A 25,936-nucleotide genomic window follows, 5' to 3' on the forward strand; every position below is an offset into this window, starting at 1 on the left:
TAGTTACAAAAATCGTGGGGTCAGGACGTTTGTTCCAACCCCTTTCTTACATTTATATTAAAAGGAGAAAAAATGGCATTTTTTGAAATAGAATATCATTCAGCAGTACTAGAAATGGAGCGTCGTGTCAATGTCATCTATCCTGATGCGGATGCAGTAGCCCCCAGTCAGATAGCAGATATGGATATTCCCGTTCTTTACCTTTTGCACGGCATGGGAGGCAATGAAAATTCGTGGCGAAAACGGACGAATATTGAGCGTTTACTGCGCCATACAAATTTAATTGTCATTATGCCGTCAACAGATCTTGCTTGGTACACTAATACTGCTTATGGGTTGAATTATTATGATGCCATAGCAAAAGAATTGCCTGAGGTTATGCAGCGTTTCTTTCCCAATATGAGTCGGAAACGGGAGAAAACATTTATTGCAGGTCTGTCAATGGGAGGTTATGGGGCTTATAAAATAGCCTTGACGACAGATCGATTCTCTTATGCAGGGTCATTTTCAGGCGCTATTGGGCTCGGTCTAGATGATGTGGACATAGAAGAACTTCCAGGTGGGACGCTCAACTATTGGCAAGGTGTGTTTGGTGATTTGAAAGCAGCTGATGTCAAGCAGCATTTTTTGACGACAATGGCAAAGAAGTCAGATAAAAAGACTAAATTTTACGCTTGGTGTGGGGAGCAGGATTTTCTTTATCAAGCAAATGAAGTAGCTGTTAAACAATTGCGCGAATGTGGCTTAGATATCACCTATCATCATAATCCGGGAAAGCATGAGTGGTATTATTGGGAAAATCAACTAGAAGAATTTCTGAAATGGTTGCCGATTGATTTTGAAGTGGAGGAGCGCTTATCCTAAAGTTGCTTGAGAGATGACTTTTTTGACAGCAATTTACATTTTTTTGTCAATATTTTATTCTTTCTTTTACAGTTCTCTATGTTAAGAAATTTTTAAGCGAATCTCATTATACTTACTCTTTACATTTGAGATTAGGAGGGAAGTATGAGGTTTATATTTCGAATATTTTCAGCGCTGTTGCGCTTGATATGGCGTTTAGTTTATAGTCTTGCATTAACAGCACTCTTTTTAGTCGGAATCTTGTATATCATGAGTCCTTCTAAAAGCAGTTTTTCGACAACACTTCAGCAAGATGTCAGTCAAATTTATCGATATGTAAGTGGACAGGATAGTCAGCTAGGCGTCGGGCAAAATGTGAAAGACCTGACCAAACAGCTATCGGACAATCATGTTCATCAAGCGTCTGGTGTCCGATGGGACACAGCAAGCGCTACGGTTTATATAGATACACAAGATGAGACATTTCGCTCAGCTTATCAGGAAGCCATTCGTACTTGGAATCAAACAGGTGCTTTCACTTTTCAGATTGTAAATGATAAAAGTCAAGCCAATATTGTGGCGACAGAGATGAATGATGGTACGGTGAGTGCGGCAGGTGAGGCAGAATCACAAACTAATTTATTGACGAAACGCTTCACAAATGTAACGGTTCGGCTAAATCGTTATTATCTATTGAATAGTCAATACGGCTACTCTTATGAACGAATCGTAAACACAGCAGAACATGAATTGGGACATGCGATTGGATTAGAACATAATGAAGAAAAATCTGTCATGCAATCTTCTGGCTCGTTTTACGAGATTCAAGCAGTAGATGTTCAAGCAGTAAAGGAGTTGTATCAAGCATAGCATGATAAGAAGTATCTTTAAAATCATTAGACGTTTCCCAGAGCAAGTTTTCTTGTTTGTCTTTAATTCCAGCATTTTTGCCTGGCTATGGCCAAGTGGTTCTGATATTGCCGATCGTATCGGTGTGACAGCTGCATGGCAGGAACATGTTCCTGCCATGCAGAATTTCTTTGGTCAAAATAGTCAAGCTATTCAAGGATTTTTCAATCATTCAGTTGTGATGTGGTTGATTGGTTCGATGATAATTTTTGGGGTCATTCGTTTTGTAAAAGGAATCATCAAATTAGGGCTTTTTGCTTTGATTATTCTATTAGGTGTTTACCTTGTGATGCAAAATCAAGAAATTTTAAGTAGCTTTAAATGAAAATGCGGTCGAAATGAACCGTATTTTTGTTTTCTAAGATAGCAGTTGAGATAGGAATCTGCTATAATAGGTTTATGATTATTTTACAAGCAAATAAGATTGAACGCTCTTTTGCAGGGGAGGTTCTTTTTGATAATATCAACCTGCAAGTGGATGAACGAGATAGAATTGCCTTAGTAGGGAAAAATGGAGCTGGTAAGTCCACTCTTTTGAAGATTTTAGTTGGTGAGGAAGCTCCAAGCACTGGGGAAGTCAATAAAAAGCGGGACATGTCCCTGTCTTATTTGGCGCAGGACAGTCGCTTTGAGTCTGTCAATACCATTTACGATGAAATGCTGCATGTCTTTGATGATTTACGTCAGCAGGAGCAACGATTGCGACAGATGGAGCTGTCTATGGGGGATTTGACTGGGACGGATCTGGAAAAACTGATGACAGACTATGACCGCTTGTCAGAGGATTTCCGTCAGGCAGGCGGCTTTACCTATGAGGCAGATATTCGTGCGATTCTCAATGGTTTCAAGTTTGATGAGTCCATGTGGCAGATGAAAATAGAAGAGCTTTCGGGCGGGCAGAATACTCGATTGGCTCTAGCAAAAATGCTACTGGAAAAGCCAGATTTATTGGTACTGGATGAGCCTACCAACCACTTGGATATAGAGACGATTGCTTGGCTGGAAAACTACTTGAGCAACTATAGCGGAGCTCTCATCATCGTCAGTCACGACCGTTATTTTCTTGATAAAGTAGCCACTGTGACACTGGACTTGACCCAGCATTCGTTGGACCTCTATGTGGGAAATTACTCTAGTTTTGTTCAGCAAAAGGAGCAGAAGCTCTTGACAGAGGCTAAGAATTATGAAAAGCAGCAGAAAGAAATTGCTGCTTTGGAGGATTTTGTCAATCGCAATCTGGTTCGGGCTTCTACAACCAAACGCGCTCAATCCAGACGCAAACAGCTGGAAAAAATGGAGCGTCTGGACAAGCCGGACAGAGGCAGTCGTTCTGCTAATATGACTTTTCGCTCGGCTAAGCCTTCTGGAAATGTCGTTCTGACTGTAGAAGACGCGGCTATCGGTTATGATAACCAAGTGTTATCCGAGCCTATCAATCTGGATATTCGCAAATTTAACGCAGTAGCTATTGTTGGACCAAATGGTATTGGCAAAACAACTCTTATCAAGTCCATTGTGGGACAAATTCCTTTTATCCGTGGTCAGGAGCATCTGGGGGCAAATGTGGAGCTGGGCTACTATGACCAGACTCAAAGCCGATTGACACCGAGCAATTCAGTCTTAGACGAGCTTTGGAATGATTTTAAACTAACGCCAGAAGTGGAAATTCGCAATCGTCTGGGTGCCTTTCTCTTTTCAGGCGATGATGTCAAAAAGTCTGTCAGCATGCTGTCAGGTGGGGAACGAGCACGGCTTTTACTGGCTAAGCTGTCTATGGAAAACAAGAATTTTCTGGTGCTGGATGAGCCAACCAACCACCTAGATATTGATAGTAAAGAGGTGTTGGAGAATGCCTTGATTGACTTTGACGGCACTCTGCTCTTTGTCAGTCATGACCGCTACTTTATCAACCGAGTTGCCACGCAGATTATCGAGCTTTCTGATACTGGCTCCACTCTTTATCTGGGCGATTATGACTATTATCTGGAGAAAAAAGCAGAGCTGGAAGCTTTGAGAGAGGAGAAAGCTACTGCATCAGAGCCCACTCAACCTCAGCCAGTCACCAACTACCAACTCCAGAAAGAAACTCAGAAAGAAGCTCGAAAATTAGCTCGCCGTTTGGAGCAGCTAGAAGCTGAAATCGAAGAACTTGAGACGCAAACGACCGAGTTGACTACAGCTATGCAGGAGACCAATGATGCGATCGAGCTCATGGAGCTTCAGCAGAAGCTAGACCAGCTGACTGAACGACAGGAAGCAGCCATGACAGAGTGGGAAGAAGTGGCAGAACAGGTGTGAGCGAGCTATTTTTAAGTCAAGAAAGTTTGTTTGAGGCGGAGAAATTTATCTCTGAGAGTAAATCCCGAACGTTTCAAACGGGAATGAGAGTTTTTTGAGCAAAAAACCTCGTCCTTCATGAAGGACGGGGTAACTTTTAAGTAATTTGCCATTTTCCACATTCGGACGAGAAGTTTTAGGGGAGAGATTGCTTTGTCCAGTTTTCGGAAAGAGATTTTTGGAGCAAATTCTGAACATTCTTGTTTCGGACAAAGCTTTTTTGAAAAAATAATGTCGTCCGATTTGCGGACAAGAGAATTTTGACAAAAAAAAACGTGTCCGAAAGTAAAATCCGAACTTTTTAAGAATATCTTCAAAAAACTAGGTTGGATTTCCAACCTAGTTTTTTGTTTTGAGTTCTTTTTTGGCTTTAGCTAATTCATTTTTGAGAGAAAAATTCTTTGGCATGCTGATGAGGATAGTAGTGATAGCTCCAAGTAAGACAGAGAGTAAAATTAAGAGAATCAGTGGAATTTTAAAACGAAAGAGAATAAAGCTAACGGTGACGCTTTGCATATTTGCCAAAGACAGTCCAGCGATTAGGAGGATTGCAAGTAGCAGTAAAATGTAGTACATTCTTTCTTTCATCATTGGTCTCCTTTTGTGTTTCATATCCCTATTCAAACTCTGCCTTGCTCTTGACGTCTCCGTATTCTTCTGGGACTTCTTGAGCTAGAATGTCCTCGTAGTTGGCGAGGGGAATATCTTGACCATATTTATTCTTCAGAGCAGTTGTCACTAGGCGGTAAGCTAGATTGGCATTGCGGGATAGGATAGGACCGTGGAAATAAGAGCCAAAGACATTCTTGTAGTGTACGCCTTCGCTTTGGTCTTCCTTGTTGTTTCCATTCCCATAAATAATTCTGCCGAGCGGTTTTTCATCGTCAGATAGAAAGGTCCGTCCTTGGTGATTTTCAAAACCATAATAGGTTTCGTCAAATTCATCGTTATAAATCTTGATGTCGCCGATGTAGCGGTTATTTTTTTGATTGAGAGTATAGTGTCTCATAATTCCAAGTCCCTCAATCCGCCGACCAGAAGCTTCGATATAGTATTGACCTAGAAGCTGAAAGCCACCACAGATAGCTAGCACCACGCCGTCATGATTGATAAATTCTTCCAAGCTATCTTTTTTTGCAGGCAGATCTCGTGCCACAATGGTCTGCTCGTAGTCTTGCCCTCCGCCAAAAAACGCCAAATCATAGTAATCTTTGTCAAACTCATCTTCAAGTGAGACAATATCAATTTGAACGCGAGCACCTAGCTTTTCAGCTACATATTTGAGCATGAGAATATTGCCATTGTCGCCGTAAGTGTTCATGAGATTGCCATAGAGATGGGCAATCTTCAAATCATAAGTATAATCCCGATTTTCAGGAGAAGTTAGTGATGTATAAACCATTAGTTCATCTCCTTTCTGACGACTTGATGAGAAGCCAGCAAGTCGCGGAATTCTAGCATGGCTGTATAAGTAGCTAGGATATAGGCATGCTTGGTTTCTTGGTTTTTAATTTCTTCAAAGACTTGGCTTAAATCAGCTACTTCACTGATTTGTTCAGCGTCATAGCCAGTTACCCGCAAGCGTCGAGCAATCTCAGAATGACGAACCCCACCAGCAATCATATGCGGGATATCCATGTTTAAAACCTGCTCAAAATCCGCGTCCCAAATCCAGCTCGTGTCGATACCGTCCGCGTAGTTTGCGTTGAGCAGAACTGACAAGCTAAATGGATAAGGAGCTAGCTTAATCATTTCTAGAGCTTGCGTGGCTCCGACAGGGTTTTTAATGAGAACCAGCGTGCACTCTTTGTCTCCGATCTTGAAAGTTTCCTGACGTCCGAAAACGGCTCTGCTCTTGTCAAAACCGGTCTTGATAGTGGTTGGCTCAACTCCAAAGAATTGAGCAACGGAAACGGCAGCTAAAGCGTTGTAGATATTGTAGAGACCACCGATATTGATGTGATAGCTTTGACCGTCAATGACAAAATCCGAACTGTTGTGACGAAGACTGGTCAATTGGGTTAGTTTGTAGTCTAATTCAGGGCGCCTAAAGCCACAGTGCTCACAAATATAATCGCCTAGATTGGCATAAGTGTTGAGCTTGTATTTTAGAATGTGCTGACATTTAGGACAGAGAATACCCTCCGTATTGTAATGAGCTAGTTTTGGCTTTCCTTTTTCTGTATCAAAACCATAATATTGAACCGGATTTTTGAGAGTAACAGAGTTAAACAGCGGACTGTCTCCATTTAGCAAGACGGTTGCCGTAGGAACCTTTTGAGCAGCATCCAAAATCATTTGGTAGGTCGTGTAAATCTCCCCGTAACGATCCATTTGGTCGCGGAAAATATTAGTAAAGACGAAGAGGCTCGGTTTAATGTAGTCGCAAATGCGTGAGAGACTGGCTTCATCGATTTCTAGTACGGCGATATTCTTGCCGGATTTTCCTTTTTTAGCGGTCAGAAAAGTCGTCGCAATCCCGCTAATCATATTGGCTCCGCTGGGATTGGTCACAACTTCGCCAAAAGCCTCTTTGAGGATTCCAACTGTAAGAGCAGTAGTCAGAGTTTTACCGTTGGTTCCTGTGATTACCACCACTTCGTAGTCACGCGCTAGTGTGTTTAAAATGTTGTTGTCAAATTTCAGAGCAAGCTTTCCGGGCAAGGTCGATCCGCGTCCCAATTTGCTTAACACAAAATGGGAGGATTTTCCTACAAGTTTGCCAAATAATGTATTTATCTTCATAAGAAATATTTTATCATAAAAAAGTAAAGAAGGTTACAGAAAAATATTTTGAAAAGTGATATAATAGTCAAGAACGTTTTTAGGTTGAGAAAGAGAGGACACTGAAAATGAATTTTCAGCAATTGTCCAATCTCCAATATTGGTCTAGTTTATTTTCTAGCCCTTGGAGTATTGTTACCAATATTATAGATATTGCACTGGTTGCTTGGATTTTATTTTATTTTACAAAGGCAATCGCGGGCACTAAAATTATGATTCTTGTTCGAGGGGTTTTAATATTTGTGCTGGCTCAGATTCTTGCCAATGCAATTGGTTTAACAACGGTTTCCTGGTTGATTAACCAAGTTATCACCTATGGGGTCATTGCGGCGGTTGTGATTTTTACACCTGAGATTCGTACAGGTCTGGAGAGGCTGGGGCGTGCTACCGATTTGTTTTCGACAGCACCGATTAGCTCAGAAGAAAGAATGGTGCAGGCATTTGTCAAAGCAGTAGATTATATGAGTCCGCGGAAAATTGGAGCTCTCGTTGCTATCCAAGGTAGCAGAACCTTGCAAGAATACATTGCAACAGGGATTCCGTTGGACGCTGATGTATCTGGTGAGTTGTTAATCAATATCTTCATTCCCAATACACCGCTACATGACGGTGCTGTCATTGTAAGAGACAATAAAATAGCCGTTTCTTGCGCTTATCTTCCGCTCACAGAAAACACAGGGATTTCTAAGGAATTTGGGACACGTCACCGCGCGGCAATCGGTCTGTCAGAAGTATCCGATGCCCTTACTTTTGTAGTATCGGAGGAAACTGGAGGTATCTCTATCACACATAATGGAGTTTTCAAGCATAATTTGACATTAGAGGAATTTGAAGCAGAATTGCGGAAAGTGCTGATTTCAGATGAACAACCAAAATCACCCTTTAGAAATCGTGTGCTAGGAGGTCGGAAACATGAAAAATCGTAAACAGATTTGGTATATCGTTTCTTCCATCTTTTTTGCTGCTGTTTTATTTATTTACGCCACCACGACAAATTACCAAAATAATTCAAATGCTAGACAAACAACTTCTGAAACCTATACCAACACCTTGCCTAGTGTACCAATTGATATTAAATACAATAGTGAAAAGTATTTTATTAGTGGGTTTGCGTCCGAAGTATCAGTAGTGTTAACAGGCTCTAACCGTGTGACACTTGCTAGTGAAATGCAAGAAAGTACACGAAAATTCAAGGTTGTGGCAGATTTGACAAAAGCTACAGAAGGAACAAGAGAGGTACCTTTAGCTATTAAAAATTTACCAAGTGGGTTGACTGCGACTGTTACACCGGCTAAGATTACGGTGAAAGTTGGCAAGAAAGCAAGTAAGACAGTTGAAGTGAAAACAACTATCAGTTCAGCCCAGTTAGCAGATGGGTTGATGGTTGATCGCGTGACGGTTGGTGACAATAAGGTAACTGTTACAAGTGACGAAGATACGCTGGCTAAGGTAGATCATGTAGAAGCGGTAGTGCCAACTAGTGAAAAAATATCCGCTAACTATTCAGGAAATGCCCCACTACAGGCGGTTGATGCAAATGGTACAGTTTTGCCAAGTGTGATTACTCCTTATGAGACAACCATAAAAATTACTGTTAAATCATCAAGTTCGTCTTCAAGTTCGACGAGCTCATCTAAATAAAAGTATCGAAAGGATTTTATAAAAATGGGAAAATATTTCGGAACGGACGGAGTTCGTGGAGAAGCAAATGTGGAATTAACACCAGAGTTAGCGTTTAAATTAGGGCGATTTGGTGGCTATGTATTGAGCCAACATGAGAAAGATGTGCCGCGCGTCTTTGTAGGACGTGACACACGTATTTCAGGAGAAATGCTGGAAAGTGCATTAATAGCAGGACTTTTATCGGTTGGAATCCGTGTTTACAAGCTTGGGGTTATCGCCACACCAGGTGTGGCTTATCTGGTGAAATCTGAGAAAGCAAGTGCTGGTGTCATGATTTCAGCTAGCCACAATCCAGCGCTTGACAACGGTATTAAATTCTTTGGTGGCGATGGCTATAAATTGGACGATGAACGTGAATTAGAAATTGAAGCTCTACTTGATGCTAAAGAAGACGATTTACCGCGTCCAAGTGCGGAAGGGTTAGGAACTCTTATGGATTATCCAGAAGGATTGCGCAAATATCAACAATATCTCGTATCTACTGGTCTTGATTTAGACGGAATGAAAGTTGCTCTTGATACAGCAAATGGTGCTGCTTCAACCAGTGCTCGCCAAGTATTTGCAGATTTGGGAGCTAGATTAACAGTCATTGGGGAAAATCCAGATGGGTTAAATATCAACTTGAATGTTGGCTCTACACATCCTGAAAAATTGCAAGAAACAGTCCGTGAATCAGGATCAGCACTTGGTCTGGCATTTGACGGAGATAGCGATCGCTTGATTGCAGTTGATGAGAATGGTGAGATTGTCGATGGTGATAAAGTTATGTATATCATCGGGAAATACCTCTCTGAAAAAGGTTTGCTTGCTCAAAATACAATTGTAACAACTGTTATGTCAAATCTTGGTTTCCATAAAGCTTTGGATCGTGAAGGCATTAACAAGGTGATTACAGCTGTTGGTGACCGCTATGTTGTAGAAGAAATGCGCAAATCTGGTTACAATTTGGGCGGTGAGCAATCTGGTCACGTAATCATCATGGATTATAATACGACGGGTGACGGTCAGCTAACAGCCGTTCAATTGACAAAAGTGATGAAAGAAACAGGTAAACCTTTGTCTGAATTAGCGTCAGAAGTAACGATTTATCCACAAAAATTGGTCAATATCCGTGTTGAAAACAGCATGAAGCACAAGGCTATGGAAGTACCTGCTATTAAAGCGGTGATTGAAAAAATGGAAGCGGAAATGGCTGGCAATGGTCGTATTCTTGTTCGTCCAAGCGGAACAGAACCACTTTTACGAGTCATGGCAGAAGCACCAAGCCACGAAGAAGTAGACTATTACGTTGATACAATTGCAGATATTGTACGTACTGAAATTGGTATTGAATAAAGTAAAGAAGCTCTTGTTTGTACAGCAAACGAGGCTTTTTTCTTTCTATTGCAACTTGTTTTGTTAATCAATTTTTTATATAATACAAGCAATATATGGGGTGATGATGTGAAAACAAGAGGGCTATTGGTACTGGATGTTGACAGTACCTTGATTAGAGAAGAAGGAATTGATTTGCTAGGTGCTGCAGCAGGAGTTGGTGAGCAAGTCGCAGCCATTACAGAACGGGCTATGCAAGGGGAATATGATTTTGAGACAGCTCTGATAGAACGCGTGGCCTTGCTCAAAGGACTTCCTGAAACAATTTTTAAACGAGTTTCTAAGCAAATTCATTTTACAAAAGGAGCTCAACAGTTGATAGAAGACATGCATCAGCGTGGATACAAGGTTGGCGTTGTATCAGGTGGCTTTCATGAGATGGTAGACGAATTAGCCGCGAAATTGAATGTAGATTACGTAAAAGCTAATCGTTTAGAAGTGAAAGACGGTAAGCTAACCGGCAGAGTTTTAGGAACAATTGTCACAAAAGAAGTCAAAAAAGCAATGCTAAGACAATGGGCGGAGGAAAACAATTTGACTCTTGCTCAAACCATTGCTGTAGGAGACGGTGCCAATGACCTCCCAATGATATTGACGGCAAGAATCGGGATTGCTTTTAACGCCAAGCCTCTTGTGAGAGAACAAGCGCCGTATCAAATCAATCGAACGGACTTGTATCAAGTCATAAAACTTTTGGAAGAGATAGAAAGTGAGGACTAAGTCATGCATATTTTAATTGCACCAGATTCTTTTAAAGAAAGTTTATCAGCCCAAAGTGTTGCAGAGGCTATAAAAGCAGGATTTTCCAAGGCACTCCCTGAAGCGACATTTGACTTGCTACCCATTGGAGATGGTGGTGAAGGAACGATGACAGCTTTGATCGCAGCCTTGCAGTTAGACACTTATACTCACATCGTAACTGGGCCTTTCGGAGAACCTGTTTCGATGAAATATGCTCGCAAAGGAGATATAGCTCTCTTTGAAATGGCTGATTTGGTTGGTTTAGCCTCTATTTCACCAGAAAAAAGAAATCCTCTGACTCTTGATACCAGGGGATTGGGAGAGTTGATTTTGTATCTATCCAAGGAAGGTGTGAGGCAAATCTATATTGGCGTAGGTGGTTCGGCTACCAATGATGGTGGGATTGGAATGGCAGTTGGACTGGGTTATGAATTTTTCGATAAAGACAATCATTTGCTTCAAGCAAAAGGTGCATCGTTGGGGCGTGTGGCTCGCATTTCAGCTGATAATGTTCCTGCAATTTTGGAAAATCTGGACATTCAGATTTTGACAGATGTCACGAATCCTCTCTGTGGTGAAAACGGCGCCACATACGTCTTTGGAGGACAAAAAGGCTTATCCGCTCTGCTATTTTCTCAAGTGGATCAGGCAATGGCAACATTTTATAAACAGGCTAATCCAGCAATTTTTTCACTGACTGGTGCAGGTGCTGGAGGAGGTATGGCAGCTGGTCTGGTAACATTTGCACATGGAAAAATTGTTTCAGGAATTGATACTTGTCTTGATTTGCTTGATTTTGATAATCATGTCAAAAAAGCTGATTTAGTCATCGTGGGTGAAGGACGAATGGATCAACAAAGTCTGGCAGGCAAAGCTCCGATTGGAGTAGCCAAAAGAACGCCTAGTAATATTCCTGTGATTGCTATTTGTGGTAGTTTAAGTGATAACTTACCTGATTTTCCAGTAGAAAATATTCAAGCTGCTTTTCCGATCATTTCTCAAGTTGAACCTCTAGCTATTACTCTAGCCAAGGCAGAAGAAAGTCTCATCCGAACAGCCCAAAATATTGGAAATTTGTTGAAGATGAAAATGTAATATTTCACTCTATCGGCTGAATCTTGAGAAAGTGGAATTTGAGCTATTTGCATTTTCGTTGAGGCGATTATCTCTATCACATCTGCCATTTTCGACTAATTTAATAAGGGATTAGAGCTAGTATTCTTTCACTTCCTTAATTTTTTCTTTTGTTGTCTAATCTCACTCCCATTTTTCTTTTTTTTATGATAAACTATATAAGAGGAGGTGTAGATATGATAAAGATTTTTGGTCAATTGCGTTATCATTGGCAGCCAGATCTTTCTCTTCTAATCATTTATTGGTCTTTATCGGTCATTCCGATTTTTATAGGTTTTGCATTTTTATTTGAGAGTTCAGAAGTTCCGTTTTTAGTTCTTTTCTCTTTCTTTCTCTTTATGGTTTTGTTAGGGATTGGCGTACATAGATATTTCACTATATACGATGACGGGATTTTGAGAATTACTACGGCAAATCCATTCACACCTTCAAAGATTGAAATTTCAACAATTCGTAAAGTGGAAGTGACAAAAACTTCTATTACTCTTTTATTTGATGGCAAAGAAAAAGGCCGTACGTTTTGTATGCGTAAGTGGCCTAAGAAGTATTTTGTAAATGCTTTGGCTTTGAATGACCATTTTAAAGGGGAAGTTGAACTAATGGACAACTTAACCCACGTAGACTATTTTGAAACCTATTATGCTCATCCTAAAAAAACTACTCTTTCTTAAGAGCTTTTGTAGGACAGTTTTTGATGGCTTCGATAACATCAGCTGTTTCAGGAACTTCCTTTTCTAGCAATTCATCATCTTGATAAAATTTGACAATGCCATTGTCGTGGTAATCAAATAAGTTAGAATAAGTTTGGCAAAGCCCGCAAGCAATGCACCGTTCAGGAATGAGTGTAACTTTCATATTCATATTGTAATCGGAATTTGGAAAAAATACAAGGAGGAAGTCATGGCAAAGGAACCATGGGAAGAAGATATTTACGACGAGGGAGAAAAAGAATTGACGAGAAGTAAAAAAACGAGCGATGTAGTGGCCAATCGTGTGTTGACAATTTTAGCGGTTATTTTTTTCATCATGGTGATTACAATTGTAGGTATGATGATTTATTTATCAACTGGCGGAAGCAGCAAAAAAGCAGCAACAGAGGGCTTTTATAATACTAAGGCTACCAGCAAACCAAGTGAAAGTTCTAGCGTTCCAGAGTCTTCTAAGGCAACAAGTGATAGCAGTCAACCCCAATCATCTGAAGGAACGCTTACTGTTCAAGCTGGAGAAGGTGAGGCGGCTATTGCTGCGCGTGCAGGGATTTCGATTGCTGAATTGGAGCGTTTAAATCCTTCTCACATGACGACAGGTGCTTGGTATGCCAATCCGGGTGATGTGGTGAAAATTCGATAGGAGTATAGAATGAAACAAATTCAAATCGCCATTGATGGTCCAGCTTCAAGCGGAAAGTCAACAGTTGCCAAGATTATTGCGAAAGATTTCGACTACACTTACTTGGATACAGGCGCTATGTATCGTGCGGCGACTTACTTAGCTTTAAAGAATGATTTATCGGCAGAAAAGTGGTCTGAAATTGTCGCATTATTAGACACTTATCCAGTTAGTTTTGGGCGTGATAAAAATGGGGAGCAGCTTGTTTTTGTCGGAGATGTAGATGTGACGCATCCGATTCGTGAAAACGAAGTGACCAACAATGTCTCTTGGGTGTCTGCAATTCCAGAAGTACGAGAAAAGTTGGTTGATTTACAGCGAGAAATTGCTGCTCAAGGCGGTATCGTTATGGACGGCCGTGATATTGGAACGGTTGTATTGCCTCATGCAGAATTAAAAATTTTCCTCGTAGCCTCAGTTGAGGAAAGAGCTGAGCGCCGTTATAAAGAAAATCGTGAAAAAGGCATTCCGACGAACTTAGAAACTCTGAAAAAAGAAATTGCAGAGCGGGACTATAAAGACAGTCACCGAGCGGTTTCTCCTTTAAAACCAGCAGCCGACGCCATTCATTTTGATACAACGGGTGTTGGAATTGATGAAGTTGTGGCTTTTATCGAAGAAAAAGCTAAAAAAATCCTTGACAAATAATCCAAAACTTGGTATTATATAAAAGTTGAGAAAAGCAGAAGTGAGAACTTCTCGCCTTGCGACTAACGTTGTCTGGCTCTACGGATTAAGTTTCAGAAATGAAATACTATCATGTAGTGCGGGCTTGCGTTAGCAAGTCTGCTCTTGTTTTTCTCTAAAAATAAAAAAGAGGTGAAAACCATAGCAAAACAAGACTTATTCATCAATGATGAAATTCGTGTGCGTGAAGTTCGTTTGATCGGTCTTGATGGTGAACAATTAGGCATTAAACCACTTAGCGAAGCGCAAGCAATTGCCGACGATGCAAATGTAGACCTTGTTCTAATTCAACCACAAGCTAAACCACCTGTTGCGAAAATTATGGACTACGGAAAGTTCAAATTTGAGTATCAGAAAAAACAAAAAGAACAGCGCAAAAAACAAAGCGTTGTTACTGTGAAAGAAGTTCGTCTCAGTCCAACGATTGATAAAGGTGACTTTGATACAAAACTTCGCAACGCACGCAAGTTCCTTGAAAAAGGAAATAAAGTGAAGGTTTCTATTCGCTTTAAAGGGCGGATGATTACTCACAAAGAAATCGGAGCTAAAGTATTAGCCGACTTTGCTCAAGCAACGCAAGACATTGCGATTATTGAGCAGAGAGCTAAAATGGATGGACGTCAAATGTTCATGCAATTAGCACCAATCCCTGACAAAAAGTAATCTGTCAGAAGTTAGAAAAAGGAGAAAAATATCATGCCAAAACAAAAAACACACCGCGCATCAGCTAAACGTTTCAAACGTACAGGTTCTGGTGGCTTGAAACGTTTCCGTGCTTACACTTCTCACCGTTTCCACGGAAAAACAAAAAAACAACGTCGTCATCTTCGTAAAGCAGCAATGGTGCATTCAGGAGATTTCAAACGTATCAAAGCAATGCTGACAGGTCTTAAATAAGAGATTTTGTAGCAGATTATTCTAGGAAATATTGGAGGAAATATAAATGGCACGTGTTAAAGGTGGCGTTGTATCACGCAAACGTCGTAAACGTATTTTAAAATTAGCTAAAGGTTACTATGGTGCAAAACATATCTTGTTCCGTACAGCAAAAGAACAAGTAATGAATTCTTACTACTATGCATACCGTGACCGTCGTCAAAAGAAACGTGATTTCCGCAAATTGTGGATTACACGTATCAATGCGGCAGCTCGTATGAATGGTTTGTCATATTCACAATTGATGCATGGTTTGAAATTGGCTGAAATTGAAGTCAATCGTAAAATGCTTGCGGACCTAGCTGTCAACGATGTAGCAGCTTTCACAGCTCTTGCAGATGCAGCTAAAGCAAAATTAGGTAAATAATGAAAAATAGGCTGGGAGAATGTTTCCAGCCTTAAATTATACTGTGTCATAGATCAACGACGCAATGATTGATTGTTCAAAGGAGAGCCTTGAGATTGCAAGATAGAATGTGCGAAACAAATCTCAGGGCTATTTGTTTTTTAACTCAGCAACTTTATAGGAGCGGGATGGGACTAAATTTTTGTTTAGTTCGATCCCACTCCTTATTTTTTCTTCATAGCTGAAGCTGGAGAAAATTCGTGATTTAGGATATAATGGAAAAAAGCAAAGGAGGATGTTATGGTTTCGAAAATGTTGCATACGTGCTTGCGAGTGGAAAATCTAGAAAAATCTATTGCATTTTATGCAGATGCATTTGGATTTAAAGAATTACGGCGCAAGGACTTCCCAGAACATCAATTTACAATTGTTTATTTGGGGCTTGAAGGTGATGAGTATGAGTTAGAATTGACTTATAATTATGGACACGGACCTTATGTGATTGGCGATGGATTTTCTCATGTAGCTTTGAGTACGGCTGATTTGCTACAGCTTCACGCTGAACACACTGCTAAAGGATATGAGGTTACACAGCCAAATGGACTTCCTGGAACAAAGCCGAATTATTACTTTATTAAGGATCCGGATGGTTATAAAGTTGAAGTGATTCAAGAAAAAACTTTATAAGTTTGTAAATAATTGAAAATGAAAGGCTTGAAACTATTTTAGCCTTTTTTAGTAGGTAAAGTCTTTTTTAAACGAAAGAGACGAGGTAGAAAGGTAGTGTAGTGAAAAAAATACTTCTCATTGTCCTAAATGTCGCTTTTTTAATGATTATTATTTTTGGGAGTTTTCGGATTAGAAAATTACTGCAAGAAAGAAAATTAAATCAACAAATTTCACAAGTTCTGAAAAGGGCAGATACAAAATATCATCAGGGTTCAGTACGAAAGCAAACAGGACGTGTAGGAAGTCGGCTCATTACGTCTTACTATCCATTAACAGAGAGTAAGCAAGATATTGGTGTTATTAAAGAGAAAATCGATGCCGATATTCAGAAATTTTCAGATAAACAAAGTCAAGTATCGCAATACGATAAACTTATTTTTTATGTGAGTCATTTTACAGAGACAAATTTTTCTGGAGTAAAGCAAGTTGAAATCAAGCGAATCTCTTATCCAGTGTTGACTACGAAAGTTGGAAAGGCTAGAGAAGAGGTTTTGGACTCGCTTTACATGTCGTCTGACAATAAATTGTTTAGCTTAAATCGACTTTTTAAAAATACTGAGCAAGCCAAAAAGTTATTGCTAGAAGAAATTCAGCAGCAAATCACTACTCTCCATAAAACAGAAGGACAGAAGACTCTACAAGAATTTCAAACAAGAGATGTCTCCCAATGGACATTCAGTTATGAAAAAGGAAAACTCAAACTATTTTATAAAAACAATGAACGAGCTTCAAAGGTAGAAATCGCCTTACCAGCCTTATATGAGGTAATTGATGAGCATTATTTAAAGGGAGAGGATTTGGCAGCTTATCAGTCCTATCAAGCTAAAAAACAGCAAAAATTAGTAGCTTTGACGTTTGACGATGGTCCCAATGCAGCAACGACATCGCAGGCTTTGGATATTTTAGCCAAATACCATGTCAAAGGAACTTTTTTCATGTTGGGGAAAAATGTAGCTGAAAATGAGCAACTTGTCAAACGTGTTCATGATGAGGGGCATGAAATTGGCAATCATAGTTGGAGTCATCCGCAGTTACCAACTCTTTCTCTTGAACAAGCTAAAAAACAGATTGAGGATACACAAGCAGCACTGCGGGCTGTTATCGGAGAGAGTCCAAAAATGATGCGTCCGCCCTATGGAGCTATCAACGATACAATTCGAAATGCTGTTGATATGTCTTTCATCATGTGGAATGTGGATAGCTTGGATTGGAAAAATCGCAATACTGGGTCTATCATGGAGCAAGTGAAAAAGCAGACTTGTCCAGGATCAATCATTTTAATGCATGACATTCATCAAACAACCATTAATGCCTTGCCGAGTGTGATTGAATATTTGCAAAAGAATGGGTACACTTTGGTTACAGTTAGTGAACTTCTGAATCATCGATTAGAAGGACATCAGCTGTATTACGGTGCAAATTAGATAGAAAAAAAGGATAGAAATGGTTATTTCCTATCCTTTTTCTATACTCTTTTTATTTCACATAGAGTTCACGATCTTTTAAGATAATTTCTTGAACGTGAGCATATTTTTTAAGCGTTTTTAATTCTTCTGGGTGGCTGACGAATGTAATGACATAGCCTTCTTTGCCCATACGGCCGGTTCGTCCAGCGCGGTGAGTATAGGTTTCAAGATCGCGAGGCAGGTCATAGTTGATGACGCATTCGAGAGAATCAATGTCAATTCCTCTAGCTACCAAGTCGGTAGCAAGTAAGAGTGTGAGTTCATCGTTTTTAAATTGCTCCAAGATAATCTTACGGAATTTAATGTTGACATCACTAGCTAAGGACACAGCTTGAATATGACGATATTGCAACTTTTCTTCAGCACTTCCTAAGTCTGAGAGGGCATTGAAAAATACAAGGGCGCGAAATTCTGAGACTTGAGCCAGCTTTCGCAAGTATTCAACTTTGTCGCGCTGTTTGACCTGCATATAAAAATGTTGAATATTGTCAAGCTGTTGCTCTTCTAGTTTGATGAGCAGAGTATTTTCAGCAAGCTTGTCTTGGTCAAACTTAGCAGTCGCACTCATGTAAATCAATTGATGTTCACGTGGTACATAGTGCAGGATCTGCTGAACGAAATGATATTGCGAATCGCTAAGCAGTTGATCAAATTCATCCAGAATGATTGTATCAACATTCATCATTTTGATTTTTCTTAGTTTGATGAGTTCAAAAATGCGTCCTGGCGTACCAATGAGAATTTCAGGACCTTTTTTTAATCGTTCAATTTGTCGTTTTTGACTGGAACCAGATAGAAAGAGTTGAGCTGTTAAGTCAAGTAGTTCAGCCCACGTTTTAGTAACGTCAAAAATCTGTCCAGCTAACTCAGTGTTGGGAGCTAAGATAAGTAATTGCTGGGATTTCTTAGGTTTTAGTTTTAGAAGAGTTGGGAAAAGGTAGGCAAGTGTTTTTCCAGTTCCGGTAGGGCTTATCCCAAGGAGATTCTCTCCTTCCGTAATGGGAGAAAAGAGTTGGTCTTGAATGGGAGTTAAATGCTCGAAGCCAAGTTTGGTGAGTTGGTCTTGCCAACTTTGGGGAAATTTAGTTGTTATCATCATCAGCCTCAAATCTAATACCAGCATCTTGTCGCATACTAAACAGAGCTTTATGCACGGCGGCAGCAGCGTCTAGCCAGTTTTGGTAAATTTCTTGTTTTATCTCACCGCTCAATACTTTAGCGAATTGTTTGGCTTCTTCAGCCATGGTGTGAGAAGAGCGTGTGATTTCAAGAGTTGTTTTCTCCTTGTTTAGATTTTGGAAAACAGCAGAAGTGATGAATTCGATTGAATTTAAGGTTAGCGTACCGTCTGTTGTGTAAATTTCAGCAGGGAAAAAGCTATTGATATTTTTTCCGGTTTGGATAGTCACTTGAAATTCTGGATAGATTAAACTTCCTACTCCATTTAGATCAACGGTATTTGGTAACTGCTGAGCGGTGTAATAAGCATTTTCTGGTGCTCCAAAAAGTCGTATGGCTGCATAGACAGGATAAATGCCTAAGTCCATTAGAGCACCGCCTGAAAACTTAGCAGAAAAGACGTTTGGCTCTTGTCCAGCTAACAGAGCTGGCATTTTGGAAGAATACTTCGCATAGGTGAAATGTGCCCCAAGAATCGTTTTGTTTTTGAGAAAATCTGAAATGACATCAAATGATTGCTCATGATAGTTACGAGCTGCTTCAAAAATGTATACATGCTGTTCTTGAGCTAATGTTACCAATTCAGCCCATTCTTCTGGGCGTGAGACAGCAGGTTTTTCTACAATTACATGTTTGCTTGCTAAAATAGCAGCTTTTGCTTGTAGAAAATGCAGAGAATTGGGGCTTGCAATATAAATAATGTCTATATCACTAGTTAAAAAATCAGCCATATCTGTGTAGCAATCTACATTTTCATAATGACTGGCAAATGCTTGAGCAGCTTGTATCGTCCGTGAATACACCGTAGTCAATTGGTACTCTTTTGTAGCATGAGCAGCCTTGACAAATTGGTGAACAATGTCTCCTGTTCCAATCGTTCCAAGTTTTAACATCGTTTTCTCCTTATTTTTTGTCTTGTCATTTATTTTGATTTACCTCTTTCATTATATCATGATTTGGTGTAAAATAGATAAGATGATAAAAAATGGAGTGAATAATGCAAAATAGACCGATTATTATTGGCGTTACTGGTGGTTCTGGCGGCGGTAAGACGAGTGTTTCAAGAGCCATTCTGTCAAATTTTCCAAATGAAAAGATTTCTATGATTGAGCATGATTCTTATTATAAGGATCAGTCACATTTGACGTTTGAAGAGCGGATTAAGACCAATTATGACCATCCTTTTGCTTTTGATACAGATTTGATGATTGCGCAAATCAAGGAATTATTGGCAGGACGTCCGGTAGATATTCCGACGTATGACTATACAGCTCATACACGCAGTGATAAAACCTATCGTCAAGACCCACAGGATGTCTTTATTGTAGAAGGAATTCTGGTTTTAGAGGACAAACGCTTACGTGATTTAATGGACATTAAGATTTTTGTTGATACGGATGATGATGTTCGAATCATTCGTCGGATTAAGCGTGATATGGATGAGCGTGGACGTAGTTTAGACAGTGTCATTGAGCAATATTTAGGTGTGGTAAAACCCATGTATCATCAATTTATTGAGCCTACGAAGCGCTATGCGGATGTGATTATTCCAGAAGGAGCTTCTAATACAGTGGCGATTGATTTGATTACAACGAAAATTGAAAAAATCTTGCAGGAAGCAAGAGAGTAATAGAAAGGAAGTCTAGTGAGGGAGTGCTAGACTTTTTAGGTGATGATGATAAATAGTGTAAAAAGAAAAAGAGAGTTTCATTCGCGATCGAAATTTTTTGCCTGTCTGCTGACTTTTTGTGCGGGATTTATTGATGCTTATACATTTATTGAAAGAGGCGGGACATTGGTTGCGGGCCAAACAGGAAACGTTGTTTTCTTGTCAGTTGAATTGATTCATCATGAGACAGGAGAAATAGAAGTGAAGTTAGCAACGATGCTGGCTTTTATGCTAGGCATTTTTGTGCTAACTATTTTCAAAAATAACTTTGAAAATTCTTTATGGCGCTTATCCAGCATTCTTCCACTGATTTTGGTTTGTGGGCTTACAGGATTTCTACCAGTAACCGTGTCCAACCTTTTCATTGTTCCACCGATTGGTTTTTGTATGGGGATGGTGGCAACAGCTTTTGGTGAAGTGGACGGTATTGTCTACAATAATTCCTTTATGACGGGCAATATCAAAAAAACAATGGTTGCTTTTGGTACTTATGTGCGGACAAAAGAAAAAACTTGCTTAGCGGAAGGTATTTTCTTCGTTGCTTTATTAGGAAGTTTTGTGACAGGAGCGATTGTTTCCACTTATTTGATACAATTTTATTTGTTGAAAACAATTTGGCTCGTAGCTATTATTTTACTAGCATTTTTAACTTTTAGAATGGTGCAATACATTCGCAGAAGATAAATTAAAACTGCAACTCAGCTTTGATGAGGGTTGCAGTTTTTTGATAGAGTTATGGAATGTTAGTCTTTGTAAGAAACGATACCAATAATGGTATCAACAGCGCGTTCCATTGTTTGCAGACTGACATATTCAAAGCGCCCATGCATATTTTCACCGCCGGCAAAGATATTTGGTGTAGGAATGCCCATAAAGGAAATCTTTGAGCCGTCTGTTCCGCCACGAATAGGTTCGATAATTGGCTGGATGTCCAATTTTTCCATAACAGCCTTTGCAATATTGATAGGTGTCATGTCTTTTTCAATGACTTGGCGCATATTGTAGTACTGATCTTTAAGCTCTAGCTGAACGCGTTCACCGCCAAGCGTTGCATTCATTTTAGCGGCAATAGAGCGCATCAGTTCTTTGCGTTGCTCAAAAGTTGCTGTGTCGAAGTCACGAATGATATAACTTGCTTTTGCTTCTTCGACAGTTCCTTCTACATTCATAAGGTGATAGAAGCCCTCGTAGCCATCTGTCAGCTCTGGGCGAGCACCATCTGGCAATTGATTATGAAAGTCAATGGCTAATTGCAGAGCGTTAATCATTTGTCCTTTGGCAGTGCCTGGGTGGACATTGCGTCCTTGGAAAATAATTTCTGCACTAGCTGCAGAGAAAGTTTCAAATTGAAGTTCTCCGAGAGGTCCACCGTCAATCGTATAAGCAAAATCTACATCGAAATCTACTGCATCAAACTTATCAGCTCCAACACCGATTTCTTCATCTGGACCAAAGCCAACTCGAATTTCGCAGTGCTTGATGTCAGGATGAGTTGTCAGATACTCAATCGCTGTCATAATTTCAGCAATACCTGATTTATCATCAGAGCCGAGAAGGGTTGTTCCATCAGTTGTAATCAAGGTTTGTCCCTTATATTTTTTCAGACTATCAAAATCAGCAGGGTCAAGGTTAAAACCAGATTGTCCTAGCGGAATTACACCGCCATCATAATTTTTAATGATTTGCGGATTGACACCTTCTGCATTGAAATCTGCTGTGTCCATGTGGGAAATGAGACCAATTTTGCGCGTGAGACTTGGGTCATTTGCAGGAAGAGTGCCGATAGCGTAGCCATTTGGTAAATAATATACATTTTCCAAACCAACGCGTTTCATTTCAGGAATGAGGATGTTATTGGCAAAATCTACTTGGCTTTGTGTGCTTGGTGTCGTCGTAGAATGTTCATCTGAACGCGTATTTACTTTTACATAAGTCAAAAAACGTTCTAAAAGAGTAGGGTAGTTCATAAGTTCTCCTTTTTGCATAGATGTAACTAGTGTATCATATTTTGGGAGGGAAGGCTATCTACAAATAGTGAAAGAATGACAATATGTTTCAATAAAAATCATGAACTTGAAAAGAAGCTCATGATTCATCCTATTAGTTACTCAAAATGAGTTTTTCAATAGCTGTGGCAACACCGTTTTCATCATTGCTATCTGTAACGTAATCAGCGAGTTTTTTTACATAATCACTGGAATTTCCCATAGCCACACCAAGACCTGCAAACTCTAGCATTTCGATGTCATTATTGGCGTCACCAATTGCCATAATTTCTTGGGGCTTGATATCTAATCGTTGAGCTAATTCCCTAAGAGCAGTCGCTTTAGTAGTGCCTTTGGGCATAGCTTCGTAAATGACTGGTTGGGAACGAACGCCGCTGAAATGCTGGCAAATCTGGCTTGCAAATTGCTTTTCAAAGGTGTCTAATTCATCAGGCTGTGCTAGAAACATAGCTTGGAACATGATATTCTTGCCGCTGATAGCTTCTTTGAGGCTGATTTCTGTGGGGGTTGTAAAAACAAGGCTAGCGTCATAAGTGACTAGCTCACTTGGCTTTTCGTCTACCACTAAATAACGTTCTTCATCAAAAAGAGTCAATTGGGCGGGAGTTTGCTTGGCAATGTTATCTAGATAAAGAATGTCTTTCACACTCAGTTCTTTCCAAGCAACAAGATTCCAATCTTTCGTTTGATGAGTAGAGCAGCCGTTGTTAATGATGACATATTCGTTTTCTCCGCTCAACCCTAATTGTTCATAGTAAGGTTTCACTCCGACCAAGGGACGACCTGTACAAAGAACGAGCTTTACTCCGTTTTCAACTGCCTCATGAATAGCATCAATATGTGCTTGGGGAATTTCTTTTTGGCTATTTAAAAGTGTGCCATCCATATCTAATGCGATTAATTTAATCATAGCACCCTCATTTCTGTAAATGTATTTGCTTTTATTATAGCACAAATGAAACGGGATATGGAACGCTTTTTCAAGACTGGTAAAAGTCACCTGCCTTATGTTATAATAAATAGAATACCCGAAAAGGATGAGAAAAATGAACTTAGATGAATTAAAAAAACGGCAGGAGCGGATTCGGAATTTCTCCATCATTGCTCACATTGACCACGGTAAGTCAACCTTGGCAGATCGAATTTTGGAAGCGACGGATACTGTATCCAGCCGGGAAATGCAAGCTCAACTTTTAGATAGTATGGATTTGGAAAGGGAGCGGGGCATTACTATTAAGCTCAATGCGATTGAACTCAATTATAGAGCTAAGAACGGTGAAACTTATATTTTTCATTTGATTGATACACCAGGGCATGTGGACTTTACTTATGAAGTATCGCGATCGTTGGCAGCCTGTGAAGGGGCTATTCTGGTGGTCGATGCAGCACAAGGTATTGAAGCACAAACTTTAGCCAATGTTTATCTTGCCTTAGATAATGATTTGGAAATCTTACCAGTTATCAATAAAATTGACCTTCCAGCTGCTGATCCAGAGCGAGTTCGAACAGAGATTGAAGATGTCATTGGTTTGGATGCAAGCGAAGCTGTGTTGGCTTCGGCTAAAGCTGGTATCGGGATTGAAGAGATTCTAGAGCAAATCGTGGAGAAAGTTCCTGCGCCGACAGGAGATGTGACTGCACCACTCAAAGCCCTTATTTTTGACTCGGTTTATGATGCTTATCGTGGAGTTATTCTGCAAGTGCGCGTGATGGACGGAGTTGTGAAGCCAGGTGATACCATTCAGCTCATGAGTAATGGCAAGACTTTTGATGTAACTGAAGTGGGTATTTTTACTCCAAAAGCTGTTGGACGAGATTTTCTTGCAACAGGGGATGTTGGCTATATCGCAGCCTCTATCAAGACGGTGCAGGATACTCGGGTCGGAGATACGGTGACCTTAGCGGACAATCCAGCAGATGAACCACTTCATGGCTACAAGCAGATGAACCCGATGGTTTTTGCTGGACTTTATCCGATTGAGTCCAATAAATATAATGATTTGCGGGAAGCTTTGGAAAAACTTCAGCTTAATGATGCTAGTCTTCAATTTGAACCCGAAACTTCTCAAGCTTTAGGTTTTGGCTTCCGTTGTGGTTTCCTCGGTTTGCTCCACATGGATGTGATTCAGGAACGTTTGGAGAGAGAGTTTAATATTGACTTGATTATGACGGCACCGTCGGTTATCTACAAGGTTAATATGACAGACGGCGAATCCCTTGATGTTTCCAATCCGAGCGAATTTCCAGAACCGACCAAGATTGATTCCATTGAAGAGCCTTATGTCAAAGCACAGATTATGGTGCCGCAGGAATTTGTCGGAGCAGTCATGGAATTGGCTCAGCGTAAACGCGGTGACTTTGTGACTATGGACTATATCGATGAAAATCGGGTCAATGTCATCTATCAAATTCCGTTGGCAGAAATTGTCTTTGATTTCTTTGACAAACTAAAATCCTCAACTCGTGGTTATGCTAGCTTTGACTATGAAATCTCAGAATACCGCAAGTCGAGTCTCGTTAAAATGGATATTCTCCTTAATGGTGACAAAGTAGATGCTCTTAGCTTCATTGTTCACAAGGAATTTGCCTATGAACGCGGAAAATTGATTGTTGAAAAATTAAAGAAAATTATTCCGCGTCAGCAATTTGAAGTGCCGATTCAGGCAGCAATTGGTCAGAAAATTGTGGCACGGACAGACATCAAAGCTCTACGGAAAAATGTACTTGCCAAATGTTATGGTGGAGATGTTTCCCGTAAACGTAAGCTCTTGGAAAAACAAAAGGCTGGTAAGAAGCGGATGAAGGCCATCGGATCTGTTGAAGTGCCACAAGAAGCGTTCCTCAGCGTCCTCAGCATGGATGATGAGTGATATGTACAAAAGTTATAAAGAGAGTGGAATGCTCTCTTTTCTTGTGTCGTGAAATAATTGTGAACTCTAAATAAATATGCTAAAATAAAAAGATAGGAGGGATTGGTTATGAAGAAGAAAAAGAGCTGGCTGATTTTATTTTTAGTGGTACTCCTTATCTTTATACTAGAAGCATGTAGTTCAAGCGGAGGGAATAAACCAAAATCATCACAACAGTCATCTTCGTTAAGTAGAGTCTCTGCAAAAGAAAGCAGTAGCTCAAGTTCATCAAATGCTACGAAAAAAGATGTGAAGATGGAAGAAATGCAACGTGTTGGTTCGGATGATTACGGTTATATTGATATTCCTAAAAAGTGGGTGAAGTTTACTGATGTAAATGGTGGCGATAGTATTCAATATACAGATGGTTCTGCCTATAATATTGTGACCATGAATGCCTATACGAAAGAAAAAGCCAACATCAAAGAAGGAGAAGAATTTACAGCACAAACGATTGCTAATCGCATTTACTACAATTGGCAAAACAATGCAGACGTAAAGAAAATTTGGGGTTCAAAAAGCACGGTTGCAGGTAACGAAGCTTATCAAGTTAATGTTATAATGAAATCAGGTCAATACTTGATTAGTTGGATTTTCAAAAAAGACGAGAAAGTTTATCTCATTGCATTCGAGGGCGATCGAGCAACACTCATAAGGTTCATTAATTATATCGAAAATACATGGAGCTTGAGTAAAGAAAAAACAAAAATTTAAAAGTAAAGTGGAGTTCAAATTGTGATTTTACAAGCATCGCGATTTCAATCCACTTTTTAAATAGTCTGGAAAGCTATAAGAAAGGGTTCTGTCATTATTTG

The 25,936-nt window shown here is 39.9% G+C and carries 29 protein-coding genes and 1 other annotated feature; of the genes, 21 read left to right on the forward strand and 8 right to left on the reverse strand.

Features of this window, described 5'->3' with window-relative positions; all coding sequences use genetic code 11:
* Positions 1-72 precede the first annotated feature (72 nt).
* The 4 genes from HMPREF2984_RS02070 (at position 73) to HMPREF2984_RS02085 (ending at position 4,050) form a co-directional block, all read left to right on the forward strand.
* Positions 73-864 (forward strand): alpha/beta hydrolase, encoded by a 792-nt coding sequence (locus HMPREF2984_RS02070; protein ID WP_049534203.1) that lies wholly within the window; start codon positions 73-75, stop codon positions 862-864.
* A 144-nt stretch (positions 865-1,008) separates the two neighbouring features.
* Positions 1,009-1,713, forward strand: coding sequence for a matrixin family metalloprotease (locus HMPREF2984_RS02075; RefSeq protein ID WP_070670227.1), 705 nt, complete (start codon positions 1,009-1,011; stop codon positions 1,711-1,713).
* 1 nt (position 1,714) lies between these two features.
* Entirely contained in the window at positions 1,715-2,077 is a 363-nt protein-coding gene (locus tag HMPREF2984_RS02080; RefSeq protein WP_070670230.1) for a hypothetical protein, read from the forward strand.
* A 74-nt stretch (positions 2,078-2,151) separates the two neighbouring features.
* Positions 2,152-4,050 (forward strand): ABC-F family ATP-binding cassette domain-containing protein, encoded by a 1,899-nt coding sequence (locus HMPREF2984_RS02085; protein ID WP_070670234.1) that lies wholly within the window; start codon positions 2,152-2,154, stop codon positions 4,048-4,050.
* Positions 4,051-4,428: 378 nt separating this feature from the next.
* Here HMPREF2984_RS02085 and HMPREF2984_RS02090 read toward each other — a convergent pair whose 3' ends face one another.
* The 3 genes from HMPREF2984_RS02090 to murT are packed head-to-tail and all read right to left on the reverse strand — an operon-like array spanning position 4,429 to position 6,834.
* Positions 4,429-4,677, reverse strand: coding sequence for a LapA family protein (locus HMPREF2984_RS02090; protein WP_003035088.1), 249 nt, complete (start codon positions 4,675-4,677; stop codon positions 4,429-4,431).
* 28 nt (positions 4,678-4,705) lie between these two features.
* Positions 4,706-5,491, reverse strand: coding sequence for a lipid II isoglutaminyl synthase subunit GatD (gatD, locus tag HMPREF2984_RS02095; RefSeq protein ID WP_003035035.1), 786 nt, complete (start codon positions 5,489-5,491; stop codon positions 4,706-4,708).
* Positions 5,491-6,834: a lipid II isoglutaminyl synthase subunit MurT gene (gene murT / locus HMPREF2984_RS02100; protein ID WP_059220620.1), complete on the reverse strand. Its 1,344-nt coding sequence runs from the start codon at positions 6,832-6,834 to the stop codon at positions 5,491-5,493. Before murT ends, gatD begins: the two co-directional genes overlap by 1 nt.
* Positions 6,835-6,941: 107 nt before the next feature.
* Between murT and cdaA the strand changes: the two genes are divergently transcribed.
* From cdaA to HMPREF2984_RS02130, 6 genes are all read left to right on the forward strand, one after another.
* Complete coding sequence (cdaA, locus tag HMPREF2984_RS02105) at positions 6,942-7,799, forward strand: diadenylate cyclase CdaA (RefSeq protein WP_003040173.1); 858 nt, start codon at positions 6,942-6,944, stop codon at positions 7,797-7,799.
* Positions 7,786-8,514, forward strand: a complete 729-nt coding sequence (locus HMPREF2984_RS02110) for a CdaR family protein (protein WP_037612632.1) — start codon at positions 7,786-7,788, stop codon at positions 8,512-8,514. Before cdaA ends, HMPREF2984_RS02110 begins: the two co-directional genes overlap by 14 nt.
* 24 nt (positions 8,515-8,538) lie before the next feature.
* Positions 8,539-9,891, forward strand: a complete 1,353-nt coding sequence (gene glmM, locus HMPREF2984_RS02115) for a phosphoglucosamine mutase (RefSeq protein ID WP_049534219.1) — start codon at positions 8,539-8,541, stop codon at positions 9,889-9,891.
* Between the two features lie 108 nt (positions 9,892-9,999).
* On the forward strand, positions 10,000-10,650 hold the full coding sequence (gene serB, locus HMPREF2984_RS02120; protein ID WP_049534320.1) for a phosphoserine phosphatase SerB: 651 nt from the start codon (positions 10,000-10,002) through the stop codon (positions 10,648-10,650).
* A 3-nt stretch (positions 10,651-10,653) separates the two neighbouring features.
* Positions 10,654-11,766 carry a glycerate kinase gene (locus tag HMPREF2984_RS02125; protein WP_070670237.1) on the forward strand — a complete coding sequence of 371 codons (1,113 nt, stop codon included), beginning with the start codon at positions 10,654-10,656 and terminating at the stop codon, positions 11,764-11,766.
* Positions 11,767-11,981: 215 nt separating this feature from the next.
* Positions 11,982-12,476 carry an EbsA family protein gene (locus tag HMPREF2984_RS02130; protein ID WP_022525091.1) on the forward strand — a complete coding sequence of 165 codons (495 nt, stop codon included), beginning with the start codon at positions 11,982-11,984 and terminating at the stop codon, positions 12,474-12,476.
* Here HMPREF2984_RS02130 and HMPREF2984_RS02135 read toward each other — a convergent pair.
* On the reverse strand, positions 12,463-12,660 hold the full coding sequence (locus HMPREF2984_RS02135; RefSeq protein ID WP_003040052.1) for a ferredoxin: 198 nt from the start codon (positions 12,658-12,660) through the stop codon (positions 12,463-12,465). The genes HMPREF2984_RS02130 and HMPREF2984_RS02135 overlap by 14 nt on opposite strands.
* 45 nt (positions 12,661-12,705) lie before the next feature.
* Here HMPREF2984_RS02135 and HMPREF2984_RS02140 point away from each other — a divergent pair, with 45 nt between their 5' ends.
* The 7 genes from HMPREF2984_RS02140 to HMPREF2984_RS02170 all read left to right on the forward strand — a co-directional run bounded on the left by HMPREF2984_RS02140 (position 12,706) and on the right by HMPREF2984_RS02170 (position 17,316).
* Positions 12,706-13,155, forward strand: coding sequence for an SAG1386/EF1546 family surface-associated protein (locus HMPREF2984_RS02140; RefSeq protein WP_049534225.1), 450 nt, complete (start codon positions 12,706-12,708; stop codon positions 13,153-13,155).
* Between the two features lie 9 nt (positions 13,156-13,164).
* On the forward strand, positions 13,165-13,842 hold the full coding sequence (gene cmk, locus HMPREF2984_RS02145) for a (d)CMP kinase (RefSeq protein WP_059220624.1): 678 nt from the start codon (positions 13,165-13,167) through the stop codon (positions 13,840-13,842).
* Positions 13,843-13,868: 26 nt separating this feature from the next.
* Positions 13,869-13,998: a sequence feature (ribosomal protein L20 leader region), on the forward strand.
* A 15-nt stretch (positions 13,999-14,013) separates the two neighbouring features.
* Entirely contained in the window at positions 14,014-14,544 is a 531-nt protein-coding gene (infC, locus tag HMPREF2984_RS02150) for a translation initiation factor IF-3 (protein WP_003025051.1), read from the forward strand.
* 33 nt (positions 14,545-14,577) lie between these two features.
* Positions 14,578-14,778: a 50S ribosomal protein L35 gene (gene rpmI, locus HMPREF2984_RS02155; RefSeq protein WP_003025048.1), complete on the forward strand. Its 201-nt coding sequence runs from the start codon at positions 14,578-14,580 to the stop codon at positions 14,776-14,778.
* A gap of 46 nt (positions 14,779-14,824) precedes the next feature.
* A complete protein-coding gene (gene rplT / locus HMPREF2984_RS02160; protein ID WP_003027551.1) occupies positions 14,825-15,184 on the forward strand; it encodes a 50S ribosomal protein L20 in 360 nt (119 codons plus the stop codon).
* Positions 15,185-15,463: 279 nt separating this feature from the next.
* Entirely contained in the window at positions 15,464-15,850 is a 387-nt protein-coding gene (locus tag HMPREF2984_RS02165; RefSeq protein ID WP_049534279.1) for a lactoylglutathione lyase, read from the forward strand.
* A gap of 101 nt (positions 15,851-15,951) precedes the next feature.
* Positions 15,952-17,316: a polysaccharide deacetylase family protein gene (locus tag HMPREF2984_RS02170; protein WP_049534283.1), complete on the forward strand. Its 1,365-nt coding sequence runs from the start codon at positions 15,952-15,954 to the stop codon at positions 17,314-17,316.
* A gap of 52 nt (positions 17,317-17,368) precedes the next feature.
* Here the strand turns inward: HMPREF2984_RS02170 and HMPREF2984_RS02175 are convergent, their stop codons facing one another.
* The gene (locus tag HMPREF2984_RS02175; RefSeq protein WP_053090519.1) at positions 17,369-18,457 is read right to left on the reverse strand and encodes a DEAD/DEAH box helicase; all 1,089 of its coding nucleotides are present in this window, start codon (positions 18,455-18,457) and stop codon (positions 17,369-17,371) included.
* The gene (locus HMPREF2984_RS02180) at positions 18,441-19,430 is read right to left on the reverse strand and encodes a Gfo/Idh/MocA family protein (RefSeq protein WP_049534287.1); all 990 of its coding nucleotides are present in this window, start codon (positions 19,428-19,430) and stop codon (positions 18,441-18,443) included. The genes HMPREF2984_RS02175 and HMPREF2984_RS02180 overlap by 17 nt, the downstream gene beginning before the upstream one ends.
* A gap of 104 nt (positions 19,431-19,534) precedes the next feature.
* Between HMPREF2984_RS02180 and udk the strand changes: the two genes are divergently transcribed.
* On the forward strand, positions 19,535-20,167 hold the full coding sequence (udk, locus tag HMPREF2984_RS02185) for a uridine kinase (RefSeq protein ID WP_003039926.1): 633 nt from the start codon (positions 19,535-19,537) through the stop codon (positions 20,165-20,167).
* A gap of 42 nt (positions 20,168-20,209) precedes the next feature.
* On the forward strand, positions 20,210-20,890 hold the full coding sequence (locus tag HMPREF2984_RS02190; RefSeq protein WP_003027537.1) for a YoaK family protein: 681 nt from the start codon (positions 20,210-20,212) through the stop codon (positions 20,888-20,890).
* 59 nt (positions 20,891-20,949) lie between these two features.
* Here HMPREF2984_RS02190 and pepT read toward each other — a convergent pair whose 3' ends face one another.
* Complete coding sequence (pepT, locus tag HMPREF2984_RS02195; protein WP_022525088.1) at positions 20,950-22,173, reverse strand: peptidase T; 1,224 nt, start codon at positions 22,171-22,173, stop codon at positions 20,950-20,952.
* 133 nt (positions 22,174-22,306) lie between these two features.
* Positions 22,307-23,122: a Cof-type HAD-IIB family hydrolase gene (locus tag HMPREF2984_RS02200; protein ID WP_049534292.1), complete on the reverse strand. Its 816-nt coding sequence runs from the start codon at positions 23,120-23,122 to the stop codon at positions 22,307-22,309.
* A 136-nt stretch (positions 23,123-23,258) separates the two neighbouring features.
* On the opposite strand from HMPREF2984_RS02200, the gene lepA reads away from it, so the two are divergent.
* The gene (gene lepA, locus HMPREF2984_RS02205) at positions 23,259-25,082 is read left to right on the forward strand and encodes a translation elongation factor 4 (protein WP_049534294.1); all 1,824 of its coding nucleotides are present in this window, start codon (positions 23,259-23,261) and stop codon (positions 25,080-25,082) included.
* A 108-nt stretch (positions 25,083-25,190) separates the two neighbouring features.
* The gene (locus HMPREF2984_RS02210; protein ID WP_003027527.1) at positions 25,191-25,835 is read left to right on the forward strand and encodes a hypothetical protein; all 645 of its coding nucleotides are present in this window, start codon (positions 25,191-25,193) and stop codon (positions 25,833-25,835) included.
* Positions 25,836-25,936: the final 101 nt, after the last annotated feature.

The sequence above is a fragment of the Streptococcus sp. HMSC066E07 genome (genome assembly GCF_001814695.1).
In the GTDB taxonomy this organism is placed as follows: domain Bacteria; phylum Bacillota; class Bacilli; order Lactobacillales; family Streptococcaceae; genus Streptococcus; species Streptococcus hominis.

Excerpts from the sequence above, each read along its gene's own strand:
- HMPREF2984_RS02070 (WP_049534203.1), top strand. The coding sequence starts at position 73 with ATGGCATTTTTTGAAATAGAATATCATTCAGCAGTACTAGAAATGGAG.
- HMPREF2984_RS02075 (WP_070670227.1), top strand. The coding sequence starts at position 1,009 with ATGAGGTTTATATTTCGAATATTTTCAGCGCTGTTGCGCTTGATATGG.
- HMPREF2984_RS02080 (WP_070670230.1), top strand. The coding sequence starts at position 1,715 with ATGATAAGAAGTATCTTTAAAATCATTAGACGTTTCCCAGAGCAAGTT.
- HMPREF2984_RS02085 (WP_070670234.1), top strand. The coding sequence starts at position 2,152 with ATGATTATTTTACAAGCAAATAAGATTGAACGCTCTTTTGCAGGGGAG.
- HMPREF2984_RS02090 (WP_003035088.1), bottom strand. The coding sequence starts at position 4,677 with ATGAAAGAAAGAATGTACTACATTTTACTGCTACTTGCAATCCTCCTA.
- gatD (WP_003035035.1), bottom strand. The coding sequence starts at position 5,491 with ATGGTTTATACATCACTAACTTCTCCTGAAAATCGGGATTATACTTAT.
- murT (WP_059220620.1), bottom strand. The coding sequence starts at position 6,834 with ATGAAGATAAATACATTATTTGGCAAACTTGTAGGAAAATCCTCCCAT.
- cdaA (WP_003040173.1), top strand. The coding sequence starts at position 6,942 with ATGAATTTTCAGCAATTGTCCAATCTCCAATATTGGTCTAGTTTATTT.
- HMPREF2984_RS02110 (WP_037612632.1), top strand. The coding sequence starts at position 7,786 with ATGAAAAATCGTAAACAGATTTGGTATATCGTTTCTTCCATCTTTTTT.
- glmM (WP_049534219.1), top strand. The coding sequence starts at position 8,539 with ATGGGAAAATATTTCGGAACGGACGGAGTTCGTGGAGAAGCAAATGTG.
- HMPREF2984_RS02125 (WP_070670237.1), top strand. The coding sequence starts at position 10,654 with ATGCATATTTTAATTGCACCAGATTCTTTTAAAGAAAGTTTATCAGCC.
- HMPREF2984_RS02130 (WP_022525091.1), top strand. The coding sequence starts at position 11,982 with ATGATAAAGATTTTTGGTCAATTGCGTTATCATTGGCAGCCAGATCTT.
- HMPREF2984_RS02135 (WP_003040052.1), bottom strand. The coding sequence starts at position 12,660 with ATGAAAGTTACACTCATTCCTGAACGGTGCATTGCTTGCGGGCTTTGC.
- HMPREF2984_RS02140 (WP_049534225.1), top strand. The coding sequence starts at position 12,706 with ATGGCAAAGGAACCATGGGAAGAAGATATTTACGACGAGGGAGAAAAA.
- cmk (WP_059220624.1), top strand. The coding sequence starts at position 13,165 with ATGAAACAAATTCAAATCGCCATTGATGGTCCAGCTTCAAGCGGAAAG.
- rpmI (WP_003025048.1), top strand. The coding sequence starts at position 14,578 with ATGCCAAAACAAAAAACACACCGCGCATCAGCTAAACGTTTCAAACGT.
- rplT (WP_003027551.1), top strand. The coding sequence starts at position 14,825 with ATGGCACGTGTTAAAGGTGGCGTTGTATCACGCAAACGTCGTAAACGT.
- HMPREF2984_RS02165 (WP_049534279.1), top strand. The coding sequence starts at position 15,464 with ATGGTTTCGAAAATGTTGCATACGTGCTTGCGAGTGGAAAATCTAGAA.
- HMPREF2984_RS02175 (WP_053090519.1), bottom strand. The coding sequence starts at position 18,457 with ATGATGATAACAACTAAATTTCCCCAAAGTTGGCAAGACCAACTCACC.
- HMPREF2984_RS02180 (WP_049534287.1), bottom strand. The coding sequence starts at position 19,430 with ATGTTAAAACTTGGAACGATTGGAACAGGAGACATTGTTCACCAATTT.
- udk (WP_003039926.1), top strand. The coding sequence starts at position 19,535 with ATGCAAAATAGACCGATTATTATTGGCGTTACTGGTGGTTCTGGCGGC.
- HMPREF2984_RS02190 (WP_003027537.1), top strand. The coding sequence starts at position 20,210 with ATGATGATAAATAGTGTAAAAAGAAAAAGAGAGTTTCATTCGCGATCG.
- pepT (WP_022525088.1), bottom strand. The coding sequence starts at position 22,173 with ATGAACTACCCTACTCTTTTAGAACGTTTTTTGACTTATGTAAAAGTA.
- HMPREF2984_RS02200 (WP_049534292.1), bottom strand. The coding sequence starts at position 23,122 with ATGATTAAATTAATCGCATTAGATATGGATGGCACACTTTTAAATAGC.
- lepA (WP_049534294.1), top strand. The coding sequence starts at position 23,259 with ATGAACTTAGATGAATTAAAAAAACGGCAGGAGCGGATTCGGAATTTC.
- HMPREF2984_RS02210 (WP_003027527.1), top strand. The coding sequence starts at position 25,191 with ATGAAGAAGAAAAAGAGCTGGCTGATTTTATTTTTAGTGGTACTCCTT.